Source organism: Fluviicola taffensis DSM 16823, assembly GCF_943372375.1.
GTDB classification, from domain to species: Bacteria; Bacteroidota; Bacteroidia; order Flavobacteriales_D; family Crocinitomicaceae; genus Fluviicola; species Fluviicola taffensis_A.
Map to the genome: position 1 here is coordinate 33,570 of NZ_CALRYJ010000001.1, position 25,423 is coordinate 58,992.

A 25,423-nucleotide genomic window follows, 5' to 3' on the forward strand; every position below is an offset into this window, starting at 1 on the left:
ATACGGATAGACATGTATCTATTAGCCCAGTAACAGAAAGGGATACAGGCAATCAGAATGCAAGTCCCAAATCTAAAAAATCCATTCCTGATCTTAGCTCTAGCTATTTGTCGCCATATTTTTCATGAACTTCCAAAATTTGTTTGGCATCATTTGCATCAATTCCCAAACTGTCCGCAATCTCTTTTGCACGAAGAACCTGGTCAACCGTCAATCCGGTGCTGTCTGTTTCATCATGCAAGGCATTTTTCAGGAAGATGGTACTTTCACCAAGTGCAGGCACTGTTTTGGTGGAAACATCCTTTACCGGTTCGTAGAGTAAGGAATTCGCTTTGGTCTTCTCAGGAAAAAAATTGCCCTTCTCGTCGTATGATTCAATAAGTACCAACAGCACACTGACGATGTAAAGGGATTTGATCGTTGCGAACAACACTCCTAAAAACTTATTGAGTGGTGATAGCTGGACTACCTTGATCATCTTTTCAATCATCTTTCCACCGAAAAAAATTATTGCACCGACACCCAGGAAAGTCAGGGTGAAGGCTACAACCGGTAAGTACCCAGAATGCCAGTCAAAGGAAGTTTTTAACCAATTCGCGGTGTAATCGGAGAAATGGATTCCAACATAAATCCCCACAAGAATGGCCAACAAGGTAAATAATTCGATGACGAAACCATGTTTAAATCCTTTGTATGCTCCGTAACCGATCGGAATAAGAATTAAGATGTCCAAAAAATTCATGTCCCAAAATTGGAAAAATCCGAACGGAGGAATTCAATGGAACTGAAAAGATACAAACGAACCATTGTTAAACACGGTCGGGGTGAAAAATTTTTCACCCCGACCGTTTATTTATATTCGTATGATTACCCCATATTGGTAAAAATCTGTTGTACATCATCGTCATCGTCGAATTTATCCAACATTTTTTCGATGTCCACCAATTGTTCTTCTGTAAATTCAACGGGAGTTGTAGGAAAGCGCTCCAAATTCGATTTCAAGATCTGAATTCCTTTTTCTTCCAATGCTGCTGAGATTGTTCCAAAAGAAGTATAGTCTCCGTAAATGAAAATCCGGTCTTCCGCTACTTCGATTTCTTCGCATCCGGCATCGATCAGTTCCAATTCCAGTTCTTCCGGATCGAAAGCCCCTGTATTTTCCAATTCAAAAACAGATTTTCGGTTGAACATGAATTCCAATTGTCCGTTTGGAACAACGCCTCCTCCTGCTTTATTGAAATAGGATTTCACATTTGCGACCGTACGGGTTGGGTTGTCCGTTGCGCATTCAACATAAACTAAAACACCATGCGGACCTTTTCCTTCATAATCCACTTGTGCAAATGATGCAACATCTTTTTGATTCGCTCTTTTGATCGCGGCTTCAATATTGTCTTTCGGCATATTCTCAGCCTTCGCATTTTGAATTGCAGTGCGCAACTTAGCATTGGTAGCAGGATCCTGACCTCCTTCCTTTGCGGCCATAGTAATTGCTTTCCCTAATTTCGGAAACAATTTGGACATTTTACCCCAACGTTTTTCCTTAGCTGCTCTACGATATTCAAATGCTCTTCCCATTTCAGTTAATTTATGATGATCGCAAAAATAGTTAAATCCTCAAAATGTTCAAAGAGTTAAAAAATGTTCAAACGGTTCAAAAGCATTTAACGTAAGAAACAACTTTTGAACTAAACACTCAAAAGTTAATATATTTACAGAATGAAGCTCTCAATGAAAATTTTCATGTTTTTTAGCTTGAGCATTCTCTCCGTTCTTGGTCAGAATGAATTCACACGTAGACCACAATTTCAAACAAAAACGAGTTTGGTCTATTATTACTTCTGGGAAGAGTTGGAAGATGGATCCATTGCCCCGTCCACCATGTACACTCCTTTCAGCCTGAATCGCGTCGTTTTAATTGACACAGTCAAATCCAGCAAGCGATGTACGCTAAAAGACACTACCTTCATGCAACAGGTACTGGAAATCGGAAGGAATTACAAATTGAAAGACCACTTTACAAAAAAGCTTCAAGGGAACAAATTTGTGTTCAATTGTGTTTACCCATCGGATCCTCAAACAGTCATTTACATCAAACGAAAAGGAAGCTGGCGCAGTTACAATGCCAAATTGGTCTTGAATTTCTTTTCCTTTCAGGACAAAATTTCTTTCGCTTCATCCGGAAACAACCTTCTTCTCACACACCAGGATAACATTCCCGTCAGAAACAACACCTACCGTGTGTTTTCCTATTTCTATCCCGACAATGCAGGTGGTCCTAGACAATTCCCGGCTTTTCAACATGTTTTTGCTTTTACCGGTGATGAAATCAGCAAGCAAATTATTCAGAAGCAGCAACCCAAGGCAAAGCGGTATTTGATTTTCGTGAATGGTTATCGCGGTCCGAAATATGACAAACACGAAAGCAGGAACGAGGTTTACCTGAACGACCGAACCAATTATTGGTTTAAGATTGATGACCGATTTATCAAGCGTTTGAATCCGGATACCAGTTTCTACCTGGATGGCAGTTTCCCGGTAAGCACATCCAATCATCAATCTAAATTAGGTTTTGGCTTAAGCTATCTTTTTTCAGTAAATGCGCGAAGTTCAAGCAAAAAGTACAAACGATTAAATCAGATCTCCAATCCGGAGGGGTTTGATTACCGATATTCACGAGGTGTTCTTGTAGGAAAGGCTTTTCTAAATGAAATTCACAACACGCCAAACAGCTATTTGACAAAAGACACCATCGACATTGTTTGTCACAGTATGGGGTATGCGTATACTTTGGGATTGATCGAAACAATTAAAGATCACGTGGTTCTTGGTAAATTTTATATGCTTGCTCCTGAAAATGCAGGTTATAAAGGATTGGACTGGAATACATTTGAAGAAGTCTGGCAATTCGGATCCAATTTGGGTCAGAAAGATGCGGATGCACTTTGCTACCAGGACGGTGTGGCTCCACAAGCTACCGTTTGGGGAATCGATGCCCAACAATCCAATCACGTGGGACGAATCTGTTCCCCCTATAATTGGCCAAACAAACACTTCGTTCACTCGCACATGGTCTATAGCTACGATTGGATCTTTGATCGGATCCAGAAGGGACAACCGGGATACATTCATTAGATATTAAGACGTCCGGATTTTCGGATTTTAAGACTCCAAATCCAGTCCTGAAATCCTAATATCTTATCCTCTCATGTCTATTCGGTAGTAAATAACTAATTTTATAGCATGGATTACGCATTAGAACTACGTTACCAAAACCTGGCGAAACAACTAGAACCGACTTTTGGTCCGGGAATCGATTTGCAAGCTATGCTTTTCCTCATTGGGGTGGAAGAACTGGGCGTTGGATATAAATTATTCAAAAAACACGAAAAAACGGATTTGATGCATGTGGCTATCTGTACCTTGCTGGAGCCTTACGGATATTACGAATTCAAGGGGCGGGATACCGACAATTGGCCACATTTTGAATTCCTCAAGGAACTTCCTCCATTGAGCGAAGAAGAACAACAGGCTTTCATGAAAGAAGCTATTTTGGAATACTTTGAGCACCACGGTTATTCCACAAAAAACGTTCAACCTTAGTTTAGGCAATCGTAAACAGGCAATAGTGAATAGTTAATTCTAGCCGTAATCACCGGCTACTAATCACTAATGCCTATTGCCTAATCACTTATTACTATATTTGTTCCACATTAAATAAAAACTATGGATTTTTGGGTTCGCGCAGCTCAGCTGATTTTATCACTTTCTTTTCTAATTGTATTGCATGAATTCGGGCACTATCTGCCTGCAAAATGGTTCAATACGAAAGTGGAGAAATTTTACTTGTTCTTTAACCCGTATTTTTCTGTTTTCAAGAAAAAGATCGGTGATACGGAATGGGGATTGGGCTGGATTCCACTTGGTGGATATGTGAAAATCGCCGGGATGGTGGATGAGTCCATGGACAAGGAGCAATTGGCACAACCACCGCAACCGTGGGAGTTCCGTTCGAAACCGGCTTGGCAACGTCTGATTATCATGTTGGGTGGTATCATTGTGAATATCATCGTTGGATTTCTGATCTATATTATGGTACTTTTTGTTTGGGGAGAGGAAAAAGTAAATCAACAGGAACTTACGAAAGGAGTAGCTGTTCATCCTTATTTTGAACAGTTTGGTTTCAGATCGGGAGATAAGATTCTAAGTGTTGATGGTCAAAAAACAGACGAACTTTCCAAACTTGGAATGGAAATCATGATCTTTGGGAAAACACATTTCAAAGTTCAGCATGACAATGGAAAAATTGAAACGATTGTACTTCCTGAGGACATTGGAAATAAAATGTGGGAAAATAATGCCGAAGCCGCTTTCGGTTTTCGTTATTTCCCAGGACCTCTTGACACAGTTATCGCTGAATCTGCAGCTGAAAGAATCGGTTTGAAAAAGGGGGATCAGATTCTTGCGATCAATGGAAAAAAGTTTGTTTTTTATGATGAATTGGTAACAGAACTTTACCACAACAAAGGCAAAAAGTGTGAATTGGAGATCAAATCCGGAAATTCCACTCTTACTAAAAAAGTAAAAGTTGGTGAAAATGGTAAAATCGGATTTCTTCCGGAACTGAAAGTGAACACGGATACAAGTGCTATTTATACACAATACTACTCTTTCGGAGAAAGCTTCGGATCAGGTTTCAGCAAAGGATATAAAAGCATCTATGCCAATGTTGTTCAATTCAAATATGTCTTTTCTAAAAAAGGAGCTGAATCAATCGGTGGAGTTGGTTCGATCGGAAAACTATTTCCTACTAGTTGGAACTGGCAAGCTTTCTGGACACTGACTGCTTTCCTTTCCATGATGCTTGCAATCATGAATTTACTTCCGATTCCGGCATTGGATGGTGGACACGTCATGTTCTTACTGTATGAGATGATTACAGGTCGTGCACCGGGTCAAAAGTTTATGGAATACGCCCAATACGTTGGATTCTTCTTGCTTCTGGGACTTATTCTCTATGCAAATGGAAAAGATCTGATCGGGGCAATTACCGGGTAGAACGAAGGTTAAGGAAAATATGATTGAAAGGTGACTTTCCGCCACAGCGGACCCAAGTCACCTTTTCTTTTAGACACTTTAACAACTAAAATTCACCAAATACACGAATGGTGGTGTAAGTTGAAAGATTTATTCCATTTTTGTAAAAAATAAACACCCTGACGATAAATGTCAGGATCAAAAAAACACGACATGAAACATTTACTATTATCAATTCTATTTCTTGCTGTAGTTGGGACTTCTATAGCACAAACTACTGGTCAGATTTCCTATTCAATGGATTTCTCAAGTGATAATCCTGATATGGCGATGGCTATTCCTATGATGCAAGGTTCAACAATGGAGTTGTACTTCATACCTGAAAAATCGAAAATCGACATGACGATGGGTACTTTCATGAAAATGAACACCGTTGTTGATGTGAAAGCAGACAAAGGTTTGATGTTAATGGAAGTAATGGGTAATAAGTCTGCTACTGAAATGAAAGAGCTTTCCAAAGCTGATCAAGCAGAGAAGACAGATGAGCCGAAAGTCGAAGTGACTTCTGAAACGAAAGACATCGTGGGTTATAAATGTACCAAAACGATTTCCCGTGATGCAGATGGTAACGAAACAATCATGTGGATCGCTACAGATTTGAAAGCTTCATTGAAAGGACACCAACAATTCGGAAACAGCAAATTGGCTGGAGTTCCATTGGAATTTTCAACTGTAAACAATGGAATGTCCATTCATTTTGTTGCTACTAAGTTCACTAAGAAAGTAGACAAAAAAATCTTTAGCATGGCTATTCCGGAAGGATATACGGTAGTGTCTGAAGAAGACCTTAAAAATATGGGTGGAGGACAGTAATCGTCATTCAACTTAAAAAACAAAAGCCCCGATGAATGTCGGGGCTTTTTAGTATCAGATATTTTTCAATTTGATGAACTTCTTGTTAAATGTTCCGGAATTCTTGTGGATTGTGATGATATAATTTCCGGACGGTTTCCCCTCCATATCAATTGGAACCAGATGCTCTCCGGGTTGGAACTCTTTCGAACACACTTCACTGATCAATGTTCCACTCGTATCGTATACACGAATAGTGACTTTTTCACCGGAGCATTTAAACTTCAGTGTCGTCTGATCCACGCAAGGGTTCGGGAAAATCAATACATCACTTTCCTTCGAATGTTCATCCAATCCTAAATTACACGAATCCAGCACCGGAATAAAGTTGATGGTCTGCTCAAACATTCCCTGGATCTCCGTTGCATCGGCCTCAAACCAATCTCTCAAAATGGATGCATAGACGTCTCTGAAATCAATTTGCATCGGAACACCGACCTGATCCACAATCGTATTGGAAATAACCGGATTTGGTCCAACAATACCACTACTGATGCATGCACCAAACAAGAACAATGGAGCAGCGTCACCATGATCCGTTCCATCACTGGCATTGGAAGCAACCTGTCTTCCAAATTCGGAAAAGGTCATTCCGGCAACCCGATTTTCCAAACCAAGTAGGCTTAGATCATTTTGGAATGCCGCAACGGCAGTAGAAACACGTGAAAGTAAATTCGCATGCGTTCCGGTTGTCGGTGCTCCCGAAACAACCTGTGCATCGTGTGTATCGAATCCATTCACATTCACTATGTAAATCTTTGTCTTCAATCCTCCGGAAATCATCTGTGCGATGTATTTCAGGTTTTTCGACACATCATCATTCGGATCATACATCGTGGAGAGTGAACTTCCTGCATTTGCCGCAGCATTTACCTGAGCTCCGTATGCATTCGCCTGCGTAATCAAAGTCGATAGGTATTCCATGTGCGAACCGTAATAGGTTCCGTCGTTCACTTGACCCGATTCAACCAGGTTGTAGCTGTCGAATGGATTGTTGATCGCGACTGAAAAGTTTGCCGCCAATCCCTGACAAGTTGCTGATACTTCATATCCCATGCTGATCGCAAACGGATCCGGGTTTTGTGTATCCGGATAATCATCCGGGAAGTTCGGAAACTCCTGATCCAGGTAACGACCCAACCAACCACGCGTTGCGTTTTGATCTAACATTCCGGAAGTCCAGATATCCATCGATCTGAAATGCGACCTGTTTTGTTCCGGATATCCGACATTCTGAATAATAGATAAGCGCTCATTATTGAACATGTCTCTCATTCCGGACATGGATGGATGCAATGCATTGGCAGGAGTAATCGTCAATAGTTGATTCTGTGGAATCAGGATATTGGATCGCTGAATGGATAAGTTGGCATATTGATCTAGTGGAACCAAGGTGTTTAATCCGTCATTTCCTCCATTCAATCGGATAATGACCAATACTCTATCTTGAGCAGATTTAGAAGTTTCAAATAAATCTTCCGTTACGGCTCCAAATTTAAAGTTCTTTAAAACGAGTGGCACTCCAATGGATGAAAGTGCAACCGACTGTACAAAATTTCTTCTTTTCATAATTTCTGATTTTGGTCTACACTTACATTACTTGGGATTGAGGCAACTGGAACAATCTATAAAGTACCAATTCCACCCGCTGGCGCACCGGACCACTTAAAGTGGTATTCCCCGGATCGGCTATGTAATCATTGTATTGGATCGTCCACTCAAAATCAGGTTGTCCATTCGTCAAAATAGACTTCAAAACCGCTTTCTCCGTAACAGAAACTCCCTTACAGGTAAATACCGTCAGGATATCATCAATTACCTGTGGTGCACTTGACGGTAGACTCAAATTATTGACGAAGTTCAACGCATTCAGTTTAAATGCATTTCCGCTCACCACAATTCCATTCGTAACGGTCATCATTGCTCCCAAATCAAATCGGAGTTTCAACAAACTGGAATTGGCCCATAATCGAGTGAAGGCAGGAGTTTGATAATATGCTGTCCAACCTCCAACGCTCGGAGCTCTCAAATATTCCATTCCCATGACTTGAGCCATGTAGTAAAGGTTCAGATAAATCTCATAATTGATCGGAACGGAATAACCCGGAACAGAACCGGATGCATTCAGCATGCTGAATAATAACTCCAGCGGATTCTTGATGATCGCTCCACGAACAGAAATATCATAAAAATGTTCACTTTTCAGCAATTGGTCGATTACAGGTAATACATCAAAATTATTCGAAGTCAATGTAGAAGCCATATCCGCGATTACAGTACTTTCCACACTAGCTGTCAGGTCATAGTTGACAAACCATCGGTAGATCTTCCGACACAGATACTTCGCCATATCCGGCTGACTGAAAATAATGTCTACATAATTTGCGTACTCTGCATTCCCGGCATCGGAAACGACAGCCGAACCAAAATAAGAGCTCAGGGTTTTGCTTGAAGTATCGTGCAATACCGAATAAAAGACACTGGAAGGTTGACTCACAGTGGTACTGTATAGATCGGCAACCGTCCAACCGGTCAGGATTTTAGCTCCTGCAGCAACGTCCGCTTCGGTATAATTCGTATAATCGCCCGTTCCAACCTGAGGTCCTTTACCCACTGTAAACAGTTCCAATAATTCTCTTGCGTAATTTTCATTGGGAGAGAAAAGATTGTTTGTCGCTCCGTTCAGGAACAAAAGCATCATCGGATCGATTGTCATGTCCTTGACCAACTGTTTAAAGTTTCCAAGACAATTCAACCGGTACTTTTCATGCATTCCGTAAACAGCTTTCGCCTCATTGGTCCCGTCCACACCAAAATGGTTGTCCCAGAACAAACACATTTTCTCTTGAATACTCACGGTTGGCTGATTGATGCGCTGCATGAACCAAGCTCCCAATGAATACAAGCGTGCATTATTTGTCGGACTGGGACTAGCCGGATATACGTCATTAATCCAGGTCGACCCAACTGCCGTGATAGCTTCATCAGGGTGAAAAGCCAATGGAGGCGAAACACTTGGAAGAGTTAGCAATTGGGCTACGGTAGCATTCATCCCATTCGATACAGCTTGTGTAATCTGAGTAAAAGTCGGACCAAACATGGTTCTTCGCAACAAATGAGCAGCTTCTGCTTTTGTCCACGCGCCAGTGTATGGAGTTAAACTTAATGAGATGGGCTCCTGTACATTTTCTTCAGGAATCATAATAGTATGTTTTAGCGGGAGGAATTTAGCACAAAAAGTCGGAACTGACAAGATGAACTAAGTATCTTGCGATTTTCAACTAGTTTGCGCTATAAAGCCCCCTATTCAACAACCAAAATGCCCCGATTTAGTATTTAATCAATTGACTTGTTTGCACATTCCCCTGATTATCCTGGATTCGCATCAAATACGTTCCGGCATGCCACATTTGGGCATCCAATACCGTTAAGGAAGTATCCAAAGAACCGGTTGCAACCTCACGTCCGGACAAATCATAAACTGCGTAAATTCCATTAACATCCGTTTGAATGGTGAAATTCGCATTACTTGGATTCGGATAAATGCGCGCTGCTGATAAAGACCATTCGTTCAAGCCCAAAGCACAGTTATTCAAGGCATCAAATGTAGGATCGGTAAATGTAAAGGTTCCTCCATCCGGACAACGAGCATAGGAAATATCCGTTGTTTGGGTTCCGAAATCAACTTGATCATAAATGGTTGTTCCGTCCGAAAGCACAACAGATTCACCCGAAGCACTCAATTTGAAATTGGCATGCAACCCACTTTGCTCGGAGTCATTATCCACCCAGATAACCAATACATCGTTGGCATTGACAGCAGTTCCGATTGGAATTTGCCATTTGGTCAAATTGGTAATATCATCTGTCAAATACAATCCTGACAAATCTTTTGCTGTTGAGGTATGATTATACAATTCAACCCAATCATCATTTTCACCATTTGAATCGGTCGCAGTTGAACCATTGTCTGCCATTAATTCGTTGATCAGAATATCGCCCAAAGCAGGCAAAACGATTGTAACATTCAAGGTGTGAAATTCATGTTCTGCGCGAGCCGGACTGAAAATCCCTGCATTTGCATTTTCAGCATAGATGTAATACTCCATCGTAATGCCATTCAAAACGACATCTGCTCCATAAACATGATCTCCAGACGCACCATCATTGTGCATTCCATCATCAAATAGTTGAACGCGGTTGAATCTTAGCGGATGCTCTAAACGGTAACCCAAATAAACCGAAGATTCATTTGTACAGGTAGCCGTAATCGTAACTGTTTCTCCGTAATTGGGTGAATTATTACTTGCTGCATAAGCTGTAATCGTTGGAGCCGCCAACAAGTAGTCCGCATTCGACTGAAAATAGGTGACTCTTGCAGCCATCAATTGTTGAATTCCGGGAACGGATCCTCCTCCGGGTCCACCACCTGTAACCGTTGTTGTCAACCCATTCTGGAATTGTGTATAGGTATAAAACTTATACGGATCCGCCTGAACGGAAGCATCAATGGTAGTTCGCAATGTATTGGCTGTTGTCAGGTAATCTCCGGAAGCAAAAATTTCCTGAACGATGGTTCTAAGATGAGCCATATACATGCGTTTATACATCGGATTAGCGAGTATTTTCTGGATCAACGGATGATTTGCTGACGTACTGTTTGAAAAAGGATCAAGTGTAGTTGCCGTATAGGACTGCCCTTGAGTTGGACCTCCGGGGAAACCGGCGAAACTCATGTTCAAATCCCAAACAGTCGGAATAAATCGGTCATTCAAATCCCTGTACAGATAATAATTCTGACGAAATGCTCCGGAGTAGGAATCCAGATTCACCAATACATTGTTGAACGCCAGCATCCAGATTGCGCGATCCATGTCCAATTTGGATTCAATTGTCGAAAAGTTATTGTTCAGGGTATTTGTCAAATCCACCAGATCATTCCATCCGTAATCCGATTTCAATTCGTAACCATTGGCATAAAGCGAACTATCCGCACCCAAATATTTCAAATCAGGATTAACCGAGGTTCCCTGACCTGCTCCCCCAATCGGATTGCACTTGAAAAATGAGCCATCGGATGTATAATAGTGGTCGCCATTGAACTTGGAATTAATCGATTCTGCGCTGGAATATACCCCACGCAATGTTCCATTGATATAAACATTGGCAAAATTTGCCTTCGGACAATCCATGTACTGTTCCAGAATTGCATAAGAAAGCACCTCGCGAATCACGGATGGGTCCTGATATCCATTCTGTAATTTGATATCTGTATACCCCTGATAATCGTAACTACCGTGTACATAATCCAATTCGATGTGGATAGGGTTCTTATTGTTATTTTGATTATAGGAACTGTTTCCCTTGTATTTTACACCAACACTGTCGAAGGAAGTTCCATTGATCCGAACAGAATCTGCCAACAAATAATCTTCCGTTGTGGAAGCAAGTGCATCCAGCTGTGCATCCCAATTCGAAGCACTGAAGAAAATCTCGATCTTTTGAACGGTTGATCTGTCATAGAATCCCTGTGCAAGGGAAGATTTAGTAAAAAGGGTGCACGTAAGCACCACCAATAGGAGAGTCTGTTTCATCTTGTAGTTTCCCCTAAGATGCAAACTATTACCAAAAGTTTAATAAATCATTAAAACAAAATGAATTGTATCAATTTTTTTCTGTGAAATCAGGATTTTCTGAAGTGGAATCGACAAAAACAATGTTTCTCTTCAAACCCGAAAACTTGGTTCTTTTTACAGCACTTCCTTTGAAAAGGGATTGGAAAGTAAGTTCATCCAATTCCAGCCAGTCTTGCTTTGAAAAATTCAGAATTTCCAGCTTCGGTTCAAATTCCAAATTGTCATGGGGCTTCGAAAAGCGGTTCCATGGACAGACATCCTGACAAATGTCACAACCGTAAACCCAATTCTTCATATTACCACGAAACAACTCGGGTAAATCCGAGTCTTTCAATTCAATGGTTGCATACGAAATGCATTTGGAGCCGTTCACAATATAGGGAGCTTCAATGGCATCTGTGGGACAAGCGTCAATACATTTGGTGCATGTACCGCAATAATCGCGGATTGGTCCATCAGGTTCCAATACCAAATCGCAGATAATTTCAGCCAGGAAGAAAAAGGATCCTGCCTTGGGTTGAATCAGATTCCCGTTTTTTCCCAGCCAACCCACGCCACTTTTTTCGGCCCACGCCTTTTCAAGGATGGGTGCACTATCCACAAAAACACGCCCTTCAATTTCTCCGATTTCTTCCTGTAATTCGGCTACGAGTTGTCTCAATTTCGCTCTGACAACATCGTGATAGTCTTTGCCATATGCATATTTCGAAATCAGGAAGGAATCAGCTCGTTGGGTGGTTTGGGGGAAATAATTATATGCCAGGGAAATAACCGTCTTTGCCCCCGGAACCAAGATGCGTGGATCCAATCGCATATCGAAGTGGTTTTCCATGTAGGACATCTTCCCATGCTTTTCAGTCTTTAGCCAATTGACCAATCGGGGTTCTTCCGATGCTAAGAAATCAGCTTTGGAAAACCCCACATGCAAGAAGCCGATTTCTTCTGCTTTTGTACGAATCAGATTTTTTAATTGATCTTGTTGCATGGTTTAGAACATAGCGACTTGTTTGTGTTCTTATTGATACGAACGGCATATAAAATTACACATACCGATCGAGTTTTGAAAATAACAAGAGCTGATTCCGTTTAAGCCAATAATAACTAAACTTTTCGTTAATTTTTCTCGGCGAAGTTGTTATTCCATATCTTTGCGAAAACAAAAATCATCTCTATGAAAAAAATCATTTTATTGATGCTTCCTTTAGTTGTTGCGTCCACCTTATTTGCTCAAAAATCCGAATACACTTATGTTGAGGGCCTTTTAACCATTGATGGAGTAGAAGTAGCTAAAATCACCAAGATCAAAGACACCGAAAACATGGGTCTAACCAGTACATTCGAAGTTAGTTCAATGGACGGAGAAAAATTGATTATCGCTGCATACGCGGGCGAATTTGAACAAGATCCCAACAACAATATGGATCATTTCTACCGTCTTACTTTTTTGACTGCTAATCAAATTGGGATTTTCACCGTATCTAAAATGGGAGCCGAAAAGTCGTTTGCCAAGCTACTAGGGAAAAGTGGAATTTTTGCTGATGGAAAATTAGATGAGCAAAAAGTACAGGAATTTATTGCAAAGAAAGGAAAAGCACCAAAGATCGCTATGAATTATACTCTTGTTGGTCGTAACAAAAGCTGGCCTATCAATTTGAAAGAGGATAAGAACATTGAACAGGATTCAAAAGTAATCGGAAGCTTTAAGGATATCAGTGTGAAAAGCACAGGTAACGATACTTACGAATTCAAATTGCCTTCCGGTGTGACTATTGCCAAAGCAACATTTACAGGTGGTAACAATGCGAAAAATTGTGAAATGCAGACGATGAAAGACAATTTGAAACGTACTGTCCCAATGGCTTCATCTGATAATGTAACATTCAGTGCATCTGCTATTGACCGCAATCAATTGGTATTGGAACGAATTGTAAAATGGCTGGTAGCCAATCAATATTTATAACAGCTATCTAAATAGTAAGGGCGGAAAATTTTCCGCCCTTACTATTTAAAACAATCCCCCTTGCTGCCATCCGAAATCAAAACCCAGATGCTCAAAAGCCTTTTGAGTTGCTTTTCTTCCTCGGGGCGTCCGCATCAGAAATCCCTCCTGGATTAAAAACGGCTCATAGACTTCTTCCAATGTTCCGGCATTTTCACCAATTGCAGTAGCAATCGTAGTAAGTCCAACCGGTCCACCTTTGAATTTATCTATCAAGGTTTTCAGAATACGGTTATCCATTTCATCTAAACCGTATTTATCCACGTTCAATGCATCCAGCGCGTGCTGTGTAATTGCAAGCGTAATAGTTCCATCTCCTTTTACCTGAGCAAAGTCACGAACTCTTCGCAAAATGGAATTCGCTATCCGTGGTGTACCCCTGCTTCTTCGGGAAATTTCATACGAAGCCTGTTCATGGATTGGAATATCCAATAACTCTGCTGATCGCTCAATAATGGAAACCAATGTTTCCAAATCGTAGTATTCCAATCTCAAATTGATTCCGAATCGTGCTCTTAAAGGCGCTGTAAGCAATCCTGAACGCGTTGTTGCACCAATTAGGGTAAATGGGTTCAATGTAATCTGAACAGTTCGTGCATTCGCTCCTGAATCAATCAGAATATCGATGCAGTAATCTTCCATCGCGGAATAAAGGTATTCTTCCACAACCGGACTCAACCGATGGATCTCATCAATGAAAAGCACGTCCCCCTCACTAAGGTTGGTTAAAAGTCCAGCAAGATCACCCGGCTTGTCCAAAACCGGACCGCTGGTGACTTTAAATCCTACTTTTAGTTCATTGGCAATGATATTGGCTAAAGTAGTTTTCCCTAACCCCGGAGGACCGTGAAGCAGCACGTGATCCAAAGGTTCATTTCGCTGGGTGGCAGCCTTGACAAAAATCTCCAGATTTTCTACCACTTGTGGTTGCCCGGCAAAATCATTCAATAATTTTGGGCGTAATACTTTGTCGTATTCCTTTTCCGGATTCGATGCTTCGGATCTGTAGTCAAATGATTCCTCTTCCATATACTGATTGTAAAAATACAAAATAGGAGTCAAGAGACAAGACTTCATGAGTCAAGACAAATTGAAAATGGAGAATTTATAATTGAGAATGCTTTTAAACGTTTCGCTCTTTCGTTGATTTTCCCTTTTAACTAATCAATTTGTCTTGACTCCTATCTCTAAAAGTCTTGGCTCAAAATGTGGTTAAAATAAAAAAGGCGACTCTTTCGAACCGCCTTTAATTTATGTAAGCTTTTTATTAATGATCTCCTTCTTCGCCCTCTCTTAAAGGAACAATTTGAGGAATAAAATCTTCTTCTGCTCCTGGCTTAGAGTAATCATATGGCCAACGGTGCACTTCAGGAATAGCTCCAGGCCAGTTTCCGTGAACATGTACTACAGGAGTTGTCCATTCCAATGTATTTGATCTCCAAGGGTTCTGAACCGCTCTCGGACCTCTGTAAATACTGTAGAAGAAATTGAATAAGAAAATCAATTGACCGAATGCTGCGATAATTGCAAACACCGTGATAATCACATTCAGGTCCATAATCATATCTTGTGTTGGCTTATCAAAATCACCGTACACAGAATAATCATAATAACGACGAGGAGCTCCTGCTAATCCAACAAAGTGCATTGGGAAGAATACTCCGTATGCTCCAACGATAGTCACCCAGAAATGTGCATATCCCAAACGCATGTTCAACATACGTCCGTACATTTTAGGGAACCAATGATAAACACCGGCGAACATTCCGAATACAGCTGACATACCCATTACAATGTGGAAGTGAGCTACCACGAAATACGTATCGTGAACTGCGATATCCAATGCTGAATCCGCCAGGATGATTCCTGTTACACCACCAGTGATGAACGTAGAAACCAATCCGATTGAGAACAACATAGCCGGAGTGTAGATATTGGAACCTCTCCAGATTGTAGTAATGTAGTTAAACACTTTTACAGCTGAAGGAATCGCAATCAATAAAGTTGTAAATACGAATACCGAACCGATGAACGGATTCATACCGGTAATAAACATGTGGTGACCCCAAACGATGAACGATAAGAAACCGATAGCCAGGATCGAACCGATCATTGCGCGGTAACCGAAGATCGGCTTACGTGAATTCGTAGAGATGATCTCAGATGTCAGACCAAGTGCCGGTAATAATACGATGTATACCTCCGGGTGACCTAAGAACCAGAATAAATGTTGGTACAATAATGGCGATCCTCCGTGATTCTCTAACATTTCAGAACCAACGATGATATCGGAAAGGTAGAAAGACGTTCCTGCCAAACGGTCCATCATCAACAACAATGCAGCTGATAATAAAACCGGGAAAGACAATACCCCTAAGATTGCAGTAATGAAGAATGCCCAGATTGTCAATGGCAAACGAGTCATTTTCATTCCTTTTGTACGCAAGTTGAAAATCGTAACGATATAGTTCAATGAACCTAACAAAGACGAAGCGATGAAAATAGTCATGGATACCAACCACATGGTCATACCCAAACCTGAACCTTCAATTGCTTGAGGCAATGCAGATAATGGAGGGTAGATCGTCCAACCTGAAGATGCTGGTCCTGTTTCGATAAACAAAGAGAACAACATGATCAATGACGAAATCAGGAACATCCAATAGGATAACATGTTCAAGAAACCTGAAGCCATATCACGTGCACCGATTTGCAACGGAATAAGTAAGTTCGAGAATGTACCGGACAATCCACCTGTCAACAAGAAGAATACCATGATTGTACCGTGGATAGTAACCAATCCTAAGTACATACTTTCTTTCATTACTCCTCCCGGAGCCCAAGTTTCACCCAAGAAAAACGATAAGAAGTCTGATTCCTCACCTGGCCAAGCCAACTGAATACGGAACAAGATGGATAATAGCATCGCTACTACACCCATGAACACAGCAGTCATCAAGAACTGCTTTCCAATCATTTTATGGTCTTGACTAAAAATATATTTAGAAATAAAACCCTCTTCATGGTGATGATGTCCATGAGCGTCGTGAGGTGCGTGTGCTTCGTGAGCTGCCATGATTTTATTTATTATACTGTTTTTACTTAATTAACTGAATTATTGTACTGCTGGTACTACTGCCACAGGTGCAGGAATTGAATCTGTCGGCGCTGCAGCCGGAACTTCAGCTGGCTTTGTCAATGCGTACGTCAACTTGAACACTTTCGATTTTTTCAACCATTCCTGACGCTCTTCCATTGTCGGTTTATGACCCAAAATCTTTTTCAATTCAGCTTGTTGTTTCTCAGAATCAACATAAGAGACTCCCAAATACCATTTATTGTATGCCGGTTTGTCCAGAACAACTACCATCAATTTCATTTTGTAGTGAGATGATCCACAGATCTTGTTACACATCAAGATGTAATTGAACTTAGGATTGTGCATTTTCTCGCGCATTTCCCAAGTAGCGATTGTAGGCTGTAATTTAAAACGTGTTGTTTGACCAGGAACCGTATTCATCTGAGCACGGAAGTGAGGCATTAATGCAGAGTGGATCACATCTTTCGATCTAAAGTTGAATTCGTAATCCTGACCTTTACATAAGTACAATGTATCATTCGCATTGAATGGAATATCGTCCATTGCACGCGCATCCAATGCACTGCTGTGACGAGCTTTCAACTGATACAACATACGAATCATACGCTCTTTTCTAGCCAAATCTTTCACCATCAAATCATGATCTTCCGGAACGAAAATCAATTTAGGGTCATTCAATTTAGACTCCAAAGCGTGAATACCTGTTGAACTGTTTTCCATGCTGTCAATTGCATCCTGGATCGTTTTCGTAGTCAACAAAGCCAACGGGTTGTTTTCGTTTGTCAATTTGTAATCAAAGTAACCCAAGGTATTGTCATCACCAGCCAAACGAACTGTCCAGTCAAATTGCTTAGAGAACAACTCCAATCGAATGGCTTCATCAGGAGATTTATCTGTTTGCTCGTTCCACGATTTCAAACCTAAGATGATAATCACAGCAAGAACAATTGCCGGAACAACTGTCCATACCAACTCCAAACGATTATCGTGTGGGAACCAATATGCTTTTACTCCAGGTTTGCGAACGTACTTGAATGCAAATCCAAAAAGCAATCCGTTCGTTAAGAAGAATACTGCAATAATGATAAACATGTTCAAATTCATCAACCAGTCAGTTCCTTTTCCATGAACCGAAGCTGCCTCTCCACGACCTGTATAACCATACTCTACGAATAGGTACAATACAGATGCGAAAAATGCAAACATAAACACCAATAATAAGGTTGCATTCAAACGGTTATCGCGATTCGGAACATCTTCCTCACGACGATTTCTTAATTTAGAAGAAAGCTCATACATGCGCACCAACTGTGCTATGGCAATAACTCCTAAAATGATAACTATTAATACGATTAGCTTTGTCATGTTTTTTATTTTATCGTAACAACAAGTGCCCTATTAAATTTCGTGGTGAATACTTTCGTCCAAGAATGGGTGATTTACCGGCATCAGTGGAGCTTTCGTTAGGTTCGTTAAGATGATTCGAATAAAGAACCCTAAGAACAATAAAGCCATACCGATTTCCATCGCACCGATGTACGCGGATTTACCCATTGAACCTCCCATTACCATCAAGTATGCATCTACCCAGTGACCTGCGAAAATGATTACTCCAACTGCAGTCAATACACCAGCGTGTCTTTTTGCATCGCGAGACATTAACAACAACATCGGGAATGCGAAGTTGATGAAGAACATACCGAAGTACAATAATTTGAAATCCTCAATACGTGTTAAGTGGTATGTTACCTCTTCCGGAATATTTGCGTACCAGATCAACATGAATTGAGAGAACCACAAATAAGACCATAAGAAAGATGTTGCAAATGTCCATTTTCCTAAATCGTGGATGTGGTTTTCATTTACTTTACTTAAATATCCTTGTTTTTTCAAATACAATGTCAAAGTCACCAAAACAACCATTGTTGAACACCACATTCCTGCGAATACGTACCATCCGAACAAGGTAGAGAACCAGTGTGCATCAATTGACATGATCCAGTCCCATGCAGAAGTTGAAGAGAACACCGCAAAGAATACAAGGAACAAAGCTCCCTTTTTGTAGTTTTTGAAGTGAATCGCAGTTCCTCCGATTTTATCCTCTTCCAATGAACGCATTTTGAATCCTCTCCAGAAAATGAAGTAAACACCCATGTAAGCCAATGTTCTGATCCAGAAGAAAGTTTGGTTCAAATAAGCTGATTTTTTTACCAGGATCGGATCGTGCTCTACATGTGCATTGTCCATCCACATATAGATACCTCCACCTTTCATAAGGGAGATAGTCAATAAGGTAACAAGCATCAAAGCAATACCATATGGTAAATAACCAGCCACTCCTTCAATGATGCGCTTCACAGAAGCATACCATCCTGTTTCAGTTGCATACTGCAATGCCAGGAAGTACAAGGCTCCTAAACCGATTGCGAAGAAGAAGAAGCTATCAACCAATAAGTTCCCTAAGAAACGTGTTTGAAAATGTTCTCCGTTATGATGAGAATCTGTAAACTCAACCCAAACACCCAAACAGATGCCGATAACTCCTAACAACATCAGGATTACCGTAAGGGATTTTGCTTTTGATGAAACTTTGAATTCCATTTTTATTCGTTTTCTTTCTTAGTAAATATTACATTGTCGTATCTGGCGCTTGTGCCATAGAACCCCAAGCCGGAACACCGTTTGCATCAAACGTTCCGTACTTTGCATCCTGGAACTTTCTTACATAGTGCACCAAAGTCCAGATCTCTTTCTTATTCAACAAAGAAGCATGTGCCCCCATCATGTTTTTACCGTAGTAAATAGAATAGAACATCTGTCCTTCCTTGATTGCTAAACCACTCAAAACAGCCGCACCGGAATAAGCACCGGATTTCACCATCGGACCTTCTCCGTCACCTTTCTCACCATGACAGTGATTACAGTTGATTTGGTACAATGCTTTTCCTTCTGCGAAAATCTTATCAGCAACCTCCTTGGAAGTCAACTTCAATGGATTCACATCAGCAGCAGCCATTTTATACTCGTAATCCGCATCTGCATTCGAAGACAGATCATACTGGTATAAACCGTGTGATGCTGCAAACAATCTACCTGGCATACGGTGGTATGGAAGTAAGGTATGGACAGTTGCCGAATCAGTACCCATATAAGGAATTGCATAACGCGGTGGAACCATTGCGGAACGTCGCATTTTTAGTTCATCATTGATCTGACCACGAACCTCACCATAATCAACATATGGTTCAATCGCAGGAGAACGATACATATCAGGCATGTATTCCAAACCTGCACTATCAGGATCAGAAGTACACGCTGCCGCTAGCAACGCTACTAATGAAAACTGTGCAAATGCCTTGAATTTTACTTTCATCTGTATTGGTCTTTAAAACGCTGTAAGACTTACGCTCTACAGTTAATTAATGAATATCTTTTTGATCTACTTCTATCACTCCAGTCTCATTCAACATCGCCATCAATTCCCCTTCGGAAAATTGACCGTTGTCAGACAAACGCAATTCCATTACGAACTTATCATCTGTTGTACGAGGATCCGGATTCGTTGCAGGCATTCCCGGCAAAGTCTTATTCAATAATAAATAAGTGATTGCCATCCCGTGAGCAGCACACAAAACCGTGAACTCAAACGTAATCGGAATGAAAGCAAGTACGTTGTCCAGATAGCTGTCATTCGGTTTTCCACCAATGTTCATCGGCCAGTCATGAATCATGAAATAATTCATTCCAAAAGTTGCCAATGCAGTTCCGGTCAAACCGTACAAGAACGCCATAATACCTAAACGTGTTTGTTTCACCCCAATGATCGGATCAATTCCGTGAATCGGGAACGGAGAAAACACGTCAGCTACTTTAACTCCTTTAGCGACTAACTTCTTTGCGCCATCTTTTAGCACATCGTCGTCGTCATACATTGCATAAATTACTTTCTCTGCCATGTCTCTCTATTAATGATTATGAGTATTATCATGGTCATCGTGTCCGTGACCGTGTTTAGCAAAATAAGGGTGAACCGGAGCGGTATCGTTCTTATAAGATTCACCTGAAGATTTCAAGATTGTTTTCAATTCGTTCAAAGCCAATACCGGGAAGAAACGAGCAAACAATAAGAAGAATACGAAGAACAGACCGATCGTTCCGACATATACACCTAAGTCGATATGACTCGGGTAGTGCATAGACCAGGAAGATGGTAAGTAATCGCGGTGAATGGATGTCACGATAATTACATAACGCTCGAACCACATACCGATGTTTACAACGATCGAAATAATGAATGTAAACAATAAACTTCTGCGTAATTTCTTGAACCACATCAACTGAGGAGATACCACGTTACAAGTCATCATGGACCAGTATGCCCACCAGTATGGACCTGCTGCTCTGTTGAAGAAAGCGTATGCCTCATACTCAACACCTGAATACCATGAAATGAATAACTCTGTAATATAAGCTGTACCAACGATCGAACCTGTTACCATGATTACGATGTTCATATACTCCACGTGTCTTGTGTGAATGTAAGCTTCCAACTTCATTGCCTTACGCATTACTAGTAGAAGCGTCTGTACCATGGCAAAACCAGAGAACACGGCTCCTGCTACGAAGTAAGGAGGGAAGATAGTCGTATGCCATCCCGGAATAACCGATGTGGCAAAGTCAAAGGATACAATCGAGTGAACCGAGAATACCAATGGAGTAGCTACCCCTGCAAGTACCAACGATACCAATTCGAAACGGTTCCAGTGCTTAGCGCGACCTGACCATCCGAAAGAAAGAATCGAATACATTTTCTTTGGAATCGGTTTCTTCACTCTATCACGGATTGTTGCGAAGTCAGGAATCAAACCGATGTACCAGAATACCAAGGATACGGAAAGATAAGTTGAAATCGCGAATACGTCCCATAACAATGGTGAGTTGAAGTTTACCCACAATGATCCGAAGTGGTTTGGCAATGGAAGCGTCCAGTAACCTACCCATAAACGACCCATGTGAATCAACGGAAACAAACCTGCCATGAATACCGCGAAAATGGTCATCGCCTCAGCAGAACGGTTAATCGCCATTCTCCATTTTTGACGGAACAATAACAATACGGCAGAGATCAGGGTTCCGGCGTGACCGATACCTACCCACCAAACGAAATTGGTGATATCCCAAGCCCATCCGACAGTTTTGTTTAATCCCCAAACTCCGATACCTGTTCCTAACAAGTAAAAGATACATCCTACTCCGTATAATCCGATAACCAAAGCGATACCGAATAAAATGTACCACATGCGTGGTGCTTTATCCTCAATCGGCTTACATACATCCTCAGTAATTTGATGATACGTTTTGTGACCTAGTATGAGGGGTTCACGAATTGCAGCTTCCTTATGCATTAGACTTTAATTTTAAGCAATTAATGATTTGACTTACTTTCATGTTTCTCAGCATGCGCTCCATGACCAGCATGATGCTCTGCAGCTGCCAACTTATCCAAATCAGCGTTTTCGTTGTTACGAATTTTAACCTGATACCAAATATTTGGTTTAACACCTACTTCTTCTAAAGCCTGGTAAGAACGTTTGTCAGCAGATACTTTACGAATCTGAGAGTTTACATCATTCCAGTCACCGAATGTAATCGCTCCGGCCGGACAAGCATCAGAACAAGCAGTTTGAACTTCTCCATCCTGAACGGTTCTGTTTTGAACTTTCGCATCCAATTTAGCTGATTGGATCTTTTGAACACAGAATGAACATTTCTCCATCACACCACGAGTACGAACTGTGACATCCGGATTCAATACCATACGTCCTATATCGTCCTGAGCAGGATTGATTTCAGTAAATTTCTTGTAAGATGGGTAGTTAAACCAGTTGAAACGACGAACCTTGTAAGGACAGTTGTTAGCACAGTAACGTGTACCGATACAACGGTTATAAGTCATTTGATTTAATCCTTCATTGGAGTGTGTTGTAGCAGCAACCGGACAAACCGTTTCACACGGAGCGTGGTTACATTGCTGACACATCATCGGCATGTGAACTACCGCAGGATTTGCAGTTGGGATTTCAGATTCAACATAATCCAAATGTCCTAAAACAGGATCCTTACGTGTTCCTACTGCAGCCTCTTCGCTTGAAGCGAAGTAACGGTCAATTCGCAACCAGTGCATTTCACGACCTCTGCGAACTTCGTCTTTACCAACTACCGGAATGTTGTTTTCAGATTGACAAGCAACGATACAAACTCCACAACCAAAACATTGGTTCAAGTCGATTGCCATTCCCCAACGGTGACCAACGTGTTCAATAGGATGTGCATCCCATAGGTCAAACTCTGAAATCGGAACTTCACCTTCATGTGTATGTAACACGTGCTTGTGATTGTAAGTTCCAGGCTCTTCGTTTTGATAAATATCTAAAGTAGTTTCCTTCACAATTGAGTTACGGGACATCACCGTGTGGTGAATTTGCGTAGCTGCGATCGGGTATTTTCCTTTTGCGATTTCGGATGTCAAAGTACCAGCAACATTGTTTTGGTAAGTTCCATTTTCCCATGTAAGGAAACGGAATGCATTTTTACCAACCGATACGCGGTTACCTTTCTCATCTAATTGGAAACCTCCATACTCTTTCGTTACGAAAGCTGCATTTCCGATTTCTTCATTCCCTTCACCACGTCCGTAACCCAAAGCGATACCGATAGTACCGGCAGCTTGTCCCGGTGATGGATAAACAGGAAGTGTGATTGATTCATTTCCAACTTTCACAGTTGCCATGTTCAATCCGTTCTCCTGGTCGAAAGTAGTTGCATAACCATCTTTCTTCATTGTCTCAGGAGACATGGTAATGTAGTTATCCCAAGTCACTTTTGAAATTGGATCCGGCATCTCTTGCAACCATGGGTTACCTGCCATATCACCATTTCCAATACCTGCTTTTTGGTATAACACTACTTCAATAGAACCCGCTTTTGGCAATTTACCAGCAACTTTGCCCATGGAAGCGTCATTGAAAGCCGGAGCTGCCATTGGAGGCATCACCATGTCTTCGTTACAGCTATTGTGAATAGCCATCTCCCAATAAGTACTGAAGTCTGTATATTTCGTTTGACCAGGGAAACCATATAGTTCCCAATTCTTTTGAATGTATTCGTATGCTACACGTGAATCTTTTCCTCCACGGTTTTTCAACCCTGCCCAAACTAACAAAGACTCCATAGAAGAAGCTGTGTCAAATAAAGGACGAATAGTTGGTTGTGCGATTGCGTAATGACCAGCTTTAGGATTGAAATCCATCCAAGATTCCAATGCATGGTGATCAGGAGCAATGTATGAACATTTTGTAGCAGTCTCATCTCCGTAACCGGATAATGAAACGCTCAATTTCACTTTTTCAAGGGCAGCTGCAAACTCCTTACCGTTCGGCAAGTTGTAAACAGGATTTGTTCCCATAAAGAATACTGCATCCGGACCTTTTCCAGCGATCACATCAGAAACCAATTTCTGCATTTTCGCATCTTCGGATTGGAACATCTGCAATTGTTTGTCGAAACGGATTGTTTTTCCGTAAGCTCCCAATACGCTATTCAATTTATTCGTAAGAATCTGAATCGCTTTATTGTTGGAACCTGAAACAACCAATGACATTCCTTTGGAAGCTTTTAACGCTTTTGCCGCAGCATCTGCAACAGCTTTCGCCTCTTTCGGTAAAGTGGAAGCAACGCCTGTGTTCACTCCAAATTTTCCAAGGATATAAGACAATACGTTTGCCTGCTCACTTGGCTTGATCATTCCACGGTAATCCGCGTTTGAACCAGTGATTGACATAACAGACTCGAACTGGAAATGTTTGTTCATCCACTCTCCATCCGGATTACGGCGTTTACCATAATCAGCAGAGAATGCATTACCAAGCAACCAAGTACTTAAGAAGTCTGCACCGATACTCACAATTGTTTTAGCTTGTGAAAAGTCATAATCCGGAATAGAACGCATTCCGAAAGACTCCATATTTGCTTCACGCATTCCAGCGTAAGAAATTGCATCGTATTGGATAAAGTTAAAGTTCGGGTGAACTGTTGGCATTCCAGCCGCATCTTTCGTTTCTCCGTAGATACTTGTAGACAAATCTACAATTGCACCTTGCATAGAAGGAGAGATCACTGAGTTTGCAACAAAGGCAACTTTACCTTTTGATTTTTTAATATCAGCCAAAGAAGCTTTAACAGCTCCATCCAATTTATCCCAAGAAATATCTTTTCCTTTAGACTGAGCCGTTTTCAAACGAGCACTATCATAAAGTGAAAGAACAGATGATACGATTTGAGGAGTCAATGCCCCTTGTGTAAATCCGAAATCTTTATTTCCTTTAATAAAAATAGGTCGACCTTCACGTGTTTTAACTACGATACTTGCATACGCATTTCCATCATAATAAGTGGAAGCATACCAAGTTGCAACACCCGGTGTTACGTTTTCCGGTTTAACAACGTAAGGAATAGCTTTAGTAACCGGAGCCTCACAAGCTGCAACTGTAGCAGCTGCAACACTGAATCCTAAGAATTTCAAGAAGTCACGACGTGCCGTAGATGTTTCAGCAAGTTGATCATCACCTAAGAATTCGTCAACAGAAACAGACGGAGCAAACTCACGATCTCTTGACTCAACGAATGCAGGTGTTTCATGCAATTCATCAAGACCTTTCCAATATTTTTTTGACATAGCCA

19 protein-coding genes are annotated in these 25,423 nt (G+C 41.1%); 5 read left to right on the top strand and 14 right to left on the bottom strand.

Annotation, left to right across the window (positions count from 1 at the left end; all coding sequences use genetic code 11):
* Positions 1–103 precede the first annotated feature (103 nt).
* Positions 104–742: a CvpA family protein gene (locus tag AAG807_RS00135; protein WP_341899675.1), complete on the bottom strand. Its 639-nt coding sequence runs from the start codon at positions 740–742 to the stop codon at positions 104–106.
* A 125-nt stretch (positions 743–867) separates the two neighbouring features.
* The gene (locus tag AAG807_RS00140) at positions 868–1,578 is read right to left on the bottom strand and encodes a YebC/PmpR family DNA-binding transcriptional regulator (protein ID WP_341899676.1); all 711 of its coding nucleotides are present in this window, start codon (positions 1,576–1,578) and stop codon (positions 868–870) included.
* Between the two features lie 165 nt (positions 1,579–1,743).
* On the opposite strand from AAG807_RS00140, the gene AAG807_RS00145 reads away from it, so the two are divergent.
* The 4 genes from AAG807_RS00145 to AAG807_RS00160 all read left to right on the top strand — a co-directional run bounded on the left by AAG807_RS00145 (position 1,744) and on the right by AAG807_RS00160 (position 5,910).
* Positions 1,744–3,135, top strand: coding sequence for a hypothetical protein (locus AAG807_RS00145; protein WP_341899677.1), 1,392 nt, complete (start codon positions 1,744–1,746; stop codon positions 3,133–3,135).
* Between the two features lie 108 nt (positions 3,136–3,243).
* Positions 3,244–3,603 (top strand): hypothetical protein, encoded by a 360-nt coding sequence (locus AAG807_RS00150; RefSeq protein ID WP_294861100.1) that lies wholly within the window; start codon positions 3,244–3,246, stop codon positions 3,601–3,603.
* 123 nt (positions 3,604–3,726) lie between these two features.
* Positions 3,727–5,058, top strand: coding sequence for an RIP metalloprotease RseP (gene rseP, locus AAG807_RS00155; protein WP_341899680.1), 1,332 nt, complete (start codon positions 3,727–3,729; stop codon positions 5,056–5,058).
* Positions 5,059–5,250: 192 nt separating this feature from the next.
* A complete protein-coding gene (locus AAG807_RS00160) occupies positions 5,251–5,910 on the top strand; it encodes a hypothetical protein (RefSeq protein ID WP_341899682.1) in 660 nt (219 codons plus the stop codon).
* A gap of 54 nt (positions 5,911–5,964) precedes the next feature.
* On the opposite strand, the gene AAG807_RS00165 is transcribed toward AAG807_RS00160, so the two are convergent.
* The 4 genes from AAG807_RS00165 to queG form a co-directional block, all read right to left on the bottom strand.
* Positions 5,965–7,518: a DUF1501 domain-containing protein gene (locus tag AAG807_RS00165; RefSeq protein WP_341899683.1), complete on the bottom strand. Its 1,554-nt coding sequence runs from the start codon at positions 7,516–7,518 to the stop codon at positions 5,965–5,967.
* 22 nt (positions 7,519–7,540) lie between these two features.
* On the bottom strand, positions 7,541–9,151 hold the full coding sequence (locus AAG807_RS00170; RefSeq protein ID WP_341899685.1) for a DUF1800 family protein: 1,611 nt from the start codon (positions 9,149–9,151) through the stop codon (positions 7,541–7,543).
* Positions 9,152–9,278: 127 nt separating this feature from the next.
* Positions 9,279–11,543, bottom strand: coding sequence for a CotH kinase family protein (locus AAG807_RS00175; RefSeq protein WP_341899687.1), 2,265 nt, complete (start codon positions 11,541–11,543; stop codon positions 9,279–9,281).
* A gap of 70 nt (positions 11,544–11,613) precedes the next feature.
* The gene (queG, locus tag AAG807_RS00180; RefSeq protein ID WP_341899689.1) at positions 11,614–12,570 is read right to left on the bottom strand and encodes a tRNA epoxyqueuosine(34) reductase QueG; all 957 of its coding nucleotides are present in this window, start codon (positions 12,568–12,570) and stop codon (positions 11,614–11,616) included.
* Between the two features lie 186 nt (positions 12,571–12,756).
* Here queG and AAG807_RS00185 point away from each other — a divergent pair, with 186 nt between their 5' ends.
* Positions 12,757–13,545, top strand: coding sequence for a hypothetical protein (locus AAG807_RS00185; RefSeq protein WP_341899691.1), 789 nt, complete (start codon positions 12,757–12,759; stop codon positions 13,543–13,545).
* Between the two features lie 45 nt (positions 13,546–13,590).
* Here the strand turns inward: AAG807_RS00185 and ruvB are convergent, their stop codons facing one another.
* The 8 genes from ruvB to AAG807_RS00225 form a co-directional block, all read right to left on the bottom strand.
* Positions 13,591–14,613 carry a Holliday junction branch migration DNA helicase RuvB gene (ruvB, locus tag AAG807_RS00190; RefSeq protein WP_341900760.1) on the bottom strand — a complete coding sequence of 341 codons (1,023 nt, stop codon included), beginning with the start codon at positions 14,611–14,613 and terminating at the stop codon, positions 13,591–13,593.
* Positions 14,614–14,851: 238 nt separating this feature from the next.
* A complete protein-coding gene (locus tag AAG807_RS00195) occupies positions 14,852–16,660 on the bottom strand; it encodes a cbb3-type cytochrome c oxidase subunit I (protein ID WP_341899692.1) in 1,809 nt (602 codons plus the stop codon).
* 39 nt (positions 16,661–16,699) lie between these two features.
* On the bottom strand, positions 16,700–18,049 hold the full coding sequence (locus tag AAG807_RS00200; RefSeq protein ID WP_341899694.1) for a cytochrome c oxidase subunit II: 1,350 nt from the start codon (positions 18,047–18,049) through the stop codon (positions 16,700–16,702).
* 33 nt (positions 18,050–18,082) lie between these two features.
* Positions 18,083–19,285 (bottom strand): quinol:cytochrome C oxidoreductase, encoded by a 1,203-nt coding sequence (locus tag AAG807_RS00205; RefSeq protein ID WP_341899696.1) that lies wholly within the window; start codon positions 19,283–19,285, stop codon positions 18,083–18,085.
* 28 nt (positions 19,286–19,313) lie between these two features.
* Positions 19,314–20,057 carry a cytochrome c gene (locus AAG807_RS00210; RefSeq protein WP_341899698.1) on the bottom strand — a complete coding sequence of 248 codons (744 nt, stop codon included), beginning with the start codon at positions 20,055–20,057 and terminating at the stop codon, positions 19,314–19,316.
* Between the two features lie 46 nt (positions 20,058–20,103).
* Positions 20,104–20,640, bottom strand: coding sequence for a DUF3341 domain-containing protein (locus AAG807_RS00215; RefSeq protein WP_341899700.1), 537 nt, complete (start codon positions 20,638–20,640; stop codon positions 20,104–20,106).
* Between the two features lie 9 nt (positions 20,641–20,649).
* Positions 20,650–22,089, bottom strand: a complete 1,440-nt coding sequence (gene nrfD, locus AAG807_RS00220; RefSeq protein ID WP_341899702.1) for an NrfD/PsrC family molybdoenzyme membrane anchor subunit — start codon at positions 22,087–22,089, stop codon at positions 20,650–20,652.
* Positions 22,090–22,109: 20 nt separating this feature from the next.
* Positions 22,110–25,418, bottom strand: coding sequence for a TAT-variant-translocated molybdopterin oxidoreductase (locus tag AAG807_RS00225; protein WP_341899704.1), 3,309 nt, complete (start codon positions 25,416–25,418; stop codon positions 22,110–22,112).
* Positions 25,419–25,423 lie beyond the last annotated feature (5 nt).

Coding starts and splice junctions, on each gene's coding strand:
- AAG807_RS00225 (WP_341899704.1), bottom strand. CDS start 25,418: ATGTCAAAAAAATATTGGAAAGGTCTTGATGAATTGCATGAAACACCT.
- AAG807_RS00150 (WP_294861100.1), top strand. CDS start 3,244: ATGGATTACGCATTAGAACTACGTTACCAAAACCTGGCGAAACAACTA.
- AAG807_RS00175 (WP_341899687.1), bottom strand. CDS start 11,543: ATGAAACAGACTCTCCTATTGGTGGTGCTTACGTGCACCCTTTTTACT.
- AAG807_RS00210 (WP_341899698.1), bottom strand. CDS start 20,057: ATGAAAGTAAAATTCAAGGCATTTGCACAGTTTTCATTAGTAGCGTTG.
- AAG807_RS00145 (WP_341899677.1), top strand. CDS start 1,744: ATGTTTTTTAGCTTGAGCATTCTCTCCGTTCTTGGTCAGAATGAATTC.
- AAG807_RS00215 (WP_341899700.1), bottom strand. CDS start 20,640: ATGGCAGAGAAAGTAATTTATGCAATGTATGACGACGACGATGTGCTA.
- AAG807_RS00200 (WP_341899694.1), bottom strand. CDS start 18,049: ATGACAAAGCTAATCGTATTAATAGTTATCATTTTAGGAGTTATTGCC.
- rseP (WP_341899680.1), top strand. CDS start 3,727: ATGGATTTTTGGGTTCGCGCAGCTCAGCTGATTTTATCACTTTCTTTT.
- AAG807_RS00205 (WP_341899696.1), bottom strand. CDS start 19,285: ATGGAATTCAAAGTTTCATCAAAAGCAAAATCCCTTACGGTAATCCTG.
- AAG807_RS00170 (WP_341899685.1), bottom strand. CDS start 9,151: ATGATTCCTGAAGAAAATGTACAGGAGCCCATCTCATTAAGTTTAACT.
- AAG807_RS00160 (WP_341899682.1), top strand. CDS start 5,251: ATGAAACATTTACTATTATCAATTCTATTTCTTGCTGTAGTTGGGACT.
- AAG807_RS00195 (WP_341899692.1), bottom strand. CDS start 16,660: ATGGCAGCTCACGAAGCACACGCACCTCACGACGCTCATGGACATCAT.
- AAG807_RS00140 (WP_341899676.1), bottom strand. CDS start 1,578: ATGGGAAGAGCATTTGAATATCGTAGAGCAGCTAAGGAAAAACGTTGG.
- ruvB (WP_341900760.1), bottom strand. CDS start 14,613: ATGGAAGAGGAATCATTTGACTACAGATCCGAAGCATCGAATCCGGAA.
- queG (WP_341899689.1), bottom strand. CDS start 12,570: ATGCAACAAGATCAATTAAAAAATCTGATTCGTACAAAAGCAGAAGAA.
- AAG807_RS00185 (WP_341899691.1), top strand. CDS start 12,757: ATGAAAAAAATCATTTTATTGATGCTTCCTTTAGTTGTTGCGTCCACC.
- AAG807_RS00165 (WP_341899683.1), bottom strand. CDS start 7,518: ATGAAAAGAAGAAATTTTGTACAGTCGGTTGCACTTTCATCCATTGGA.
- nrfD (WP_341899702.1), bottom strand. CDS start 22,089: ATGCATAAGGAAGCTGCAATTCGTGAACCCCTCATACTAGGTCACAAA.
- AAG807_RS00135 (WP_341899675.1), bottom strand. CDS start 742: ATGAATTTTTTGGACATCTTAATTCTTATTCCGATCGGTTACGGAGCA.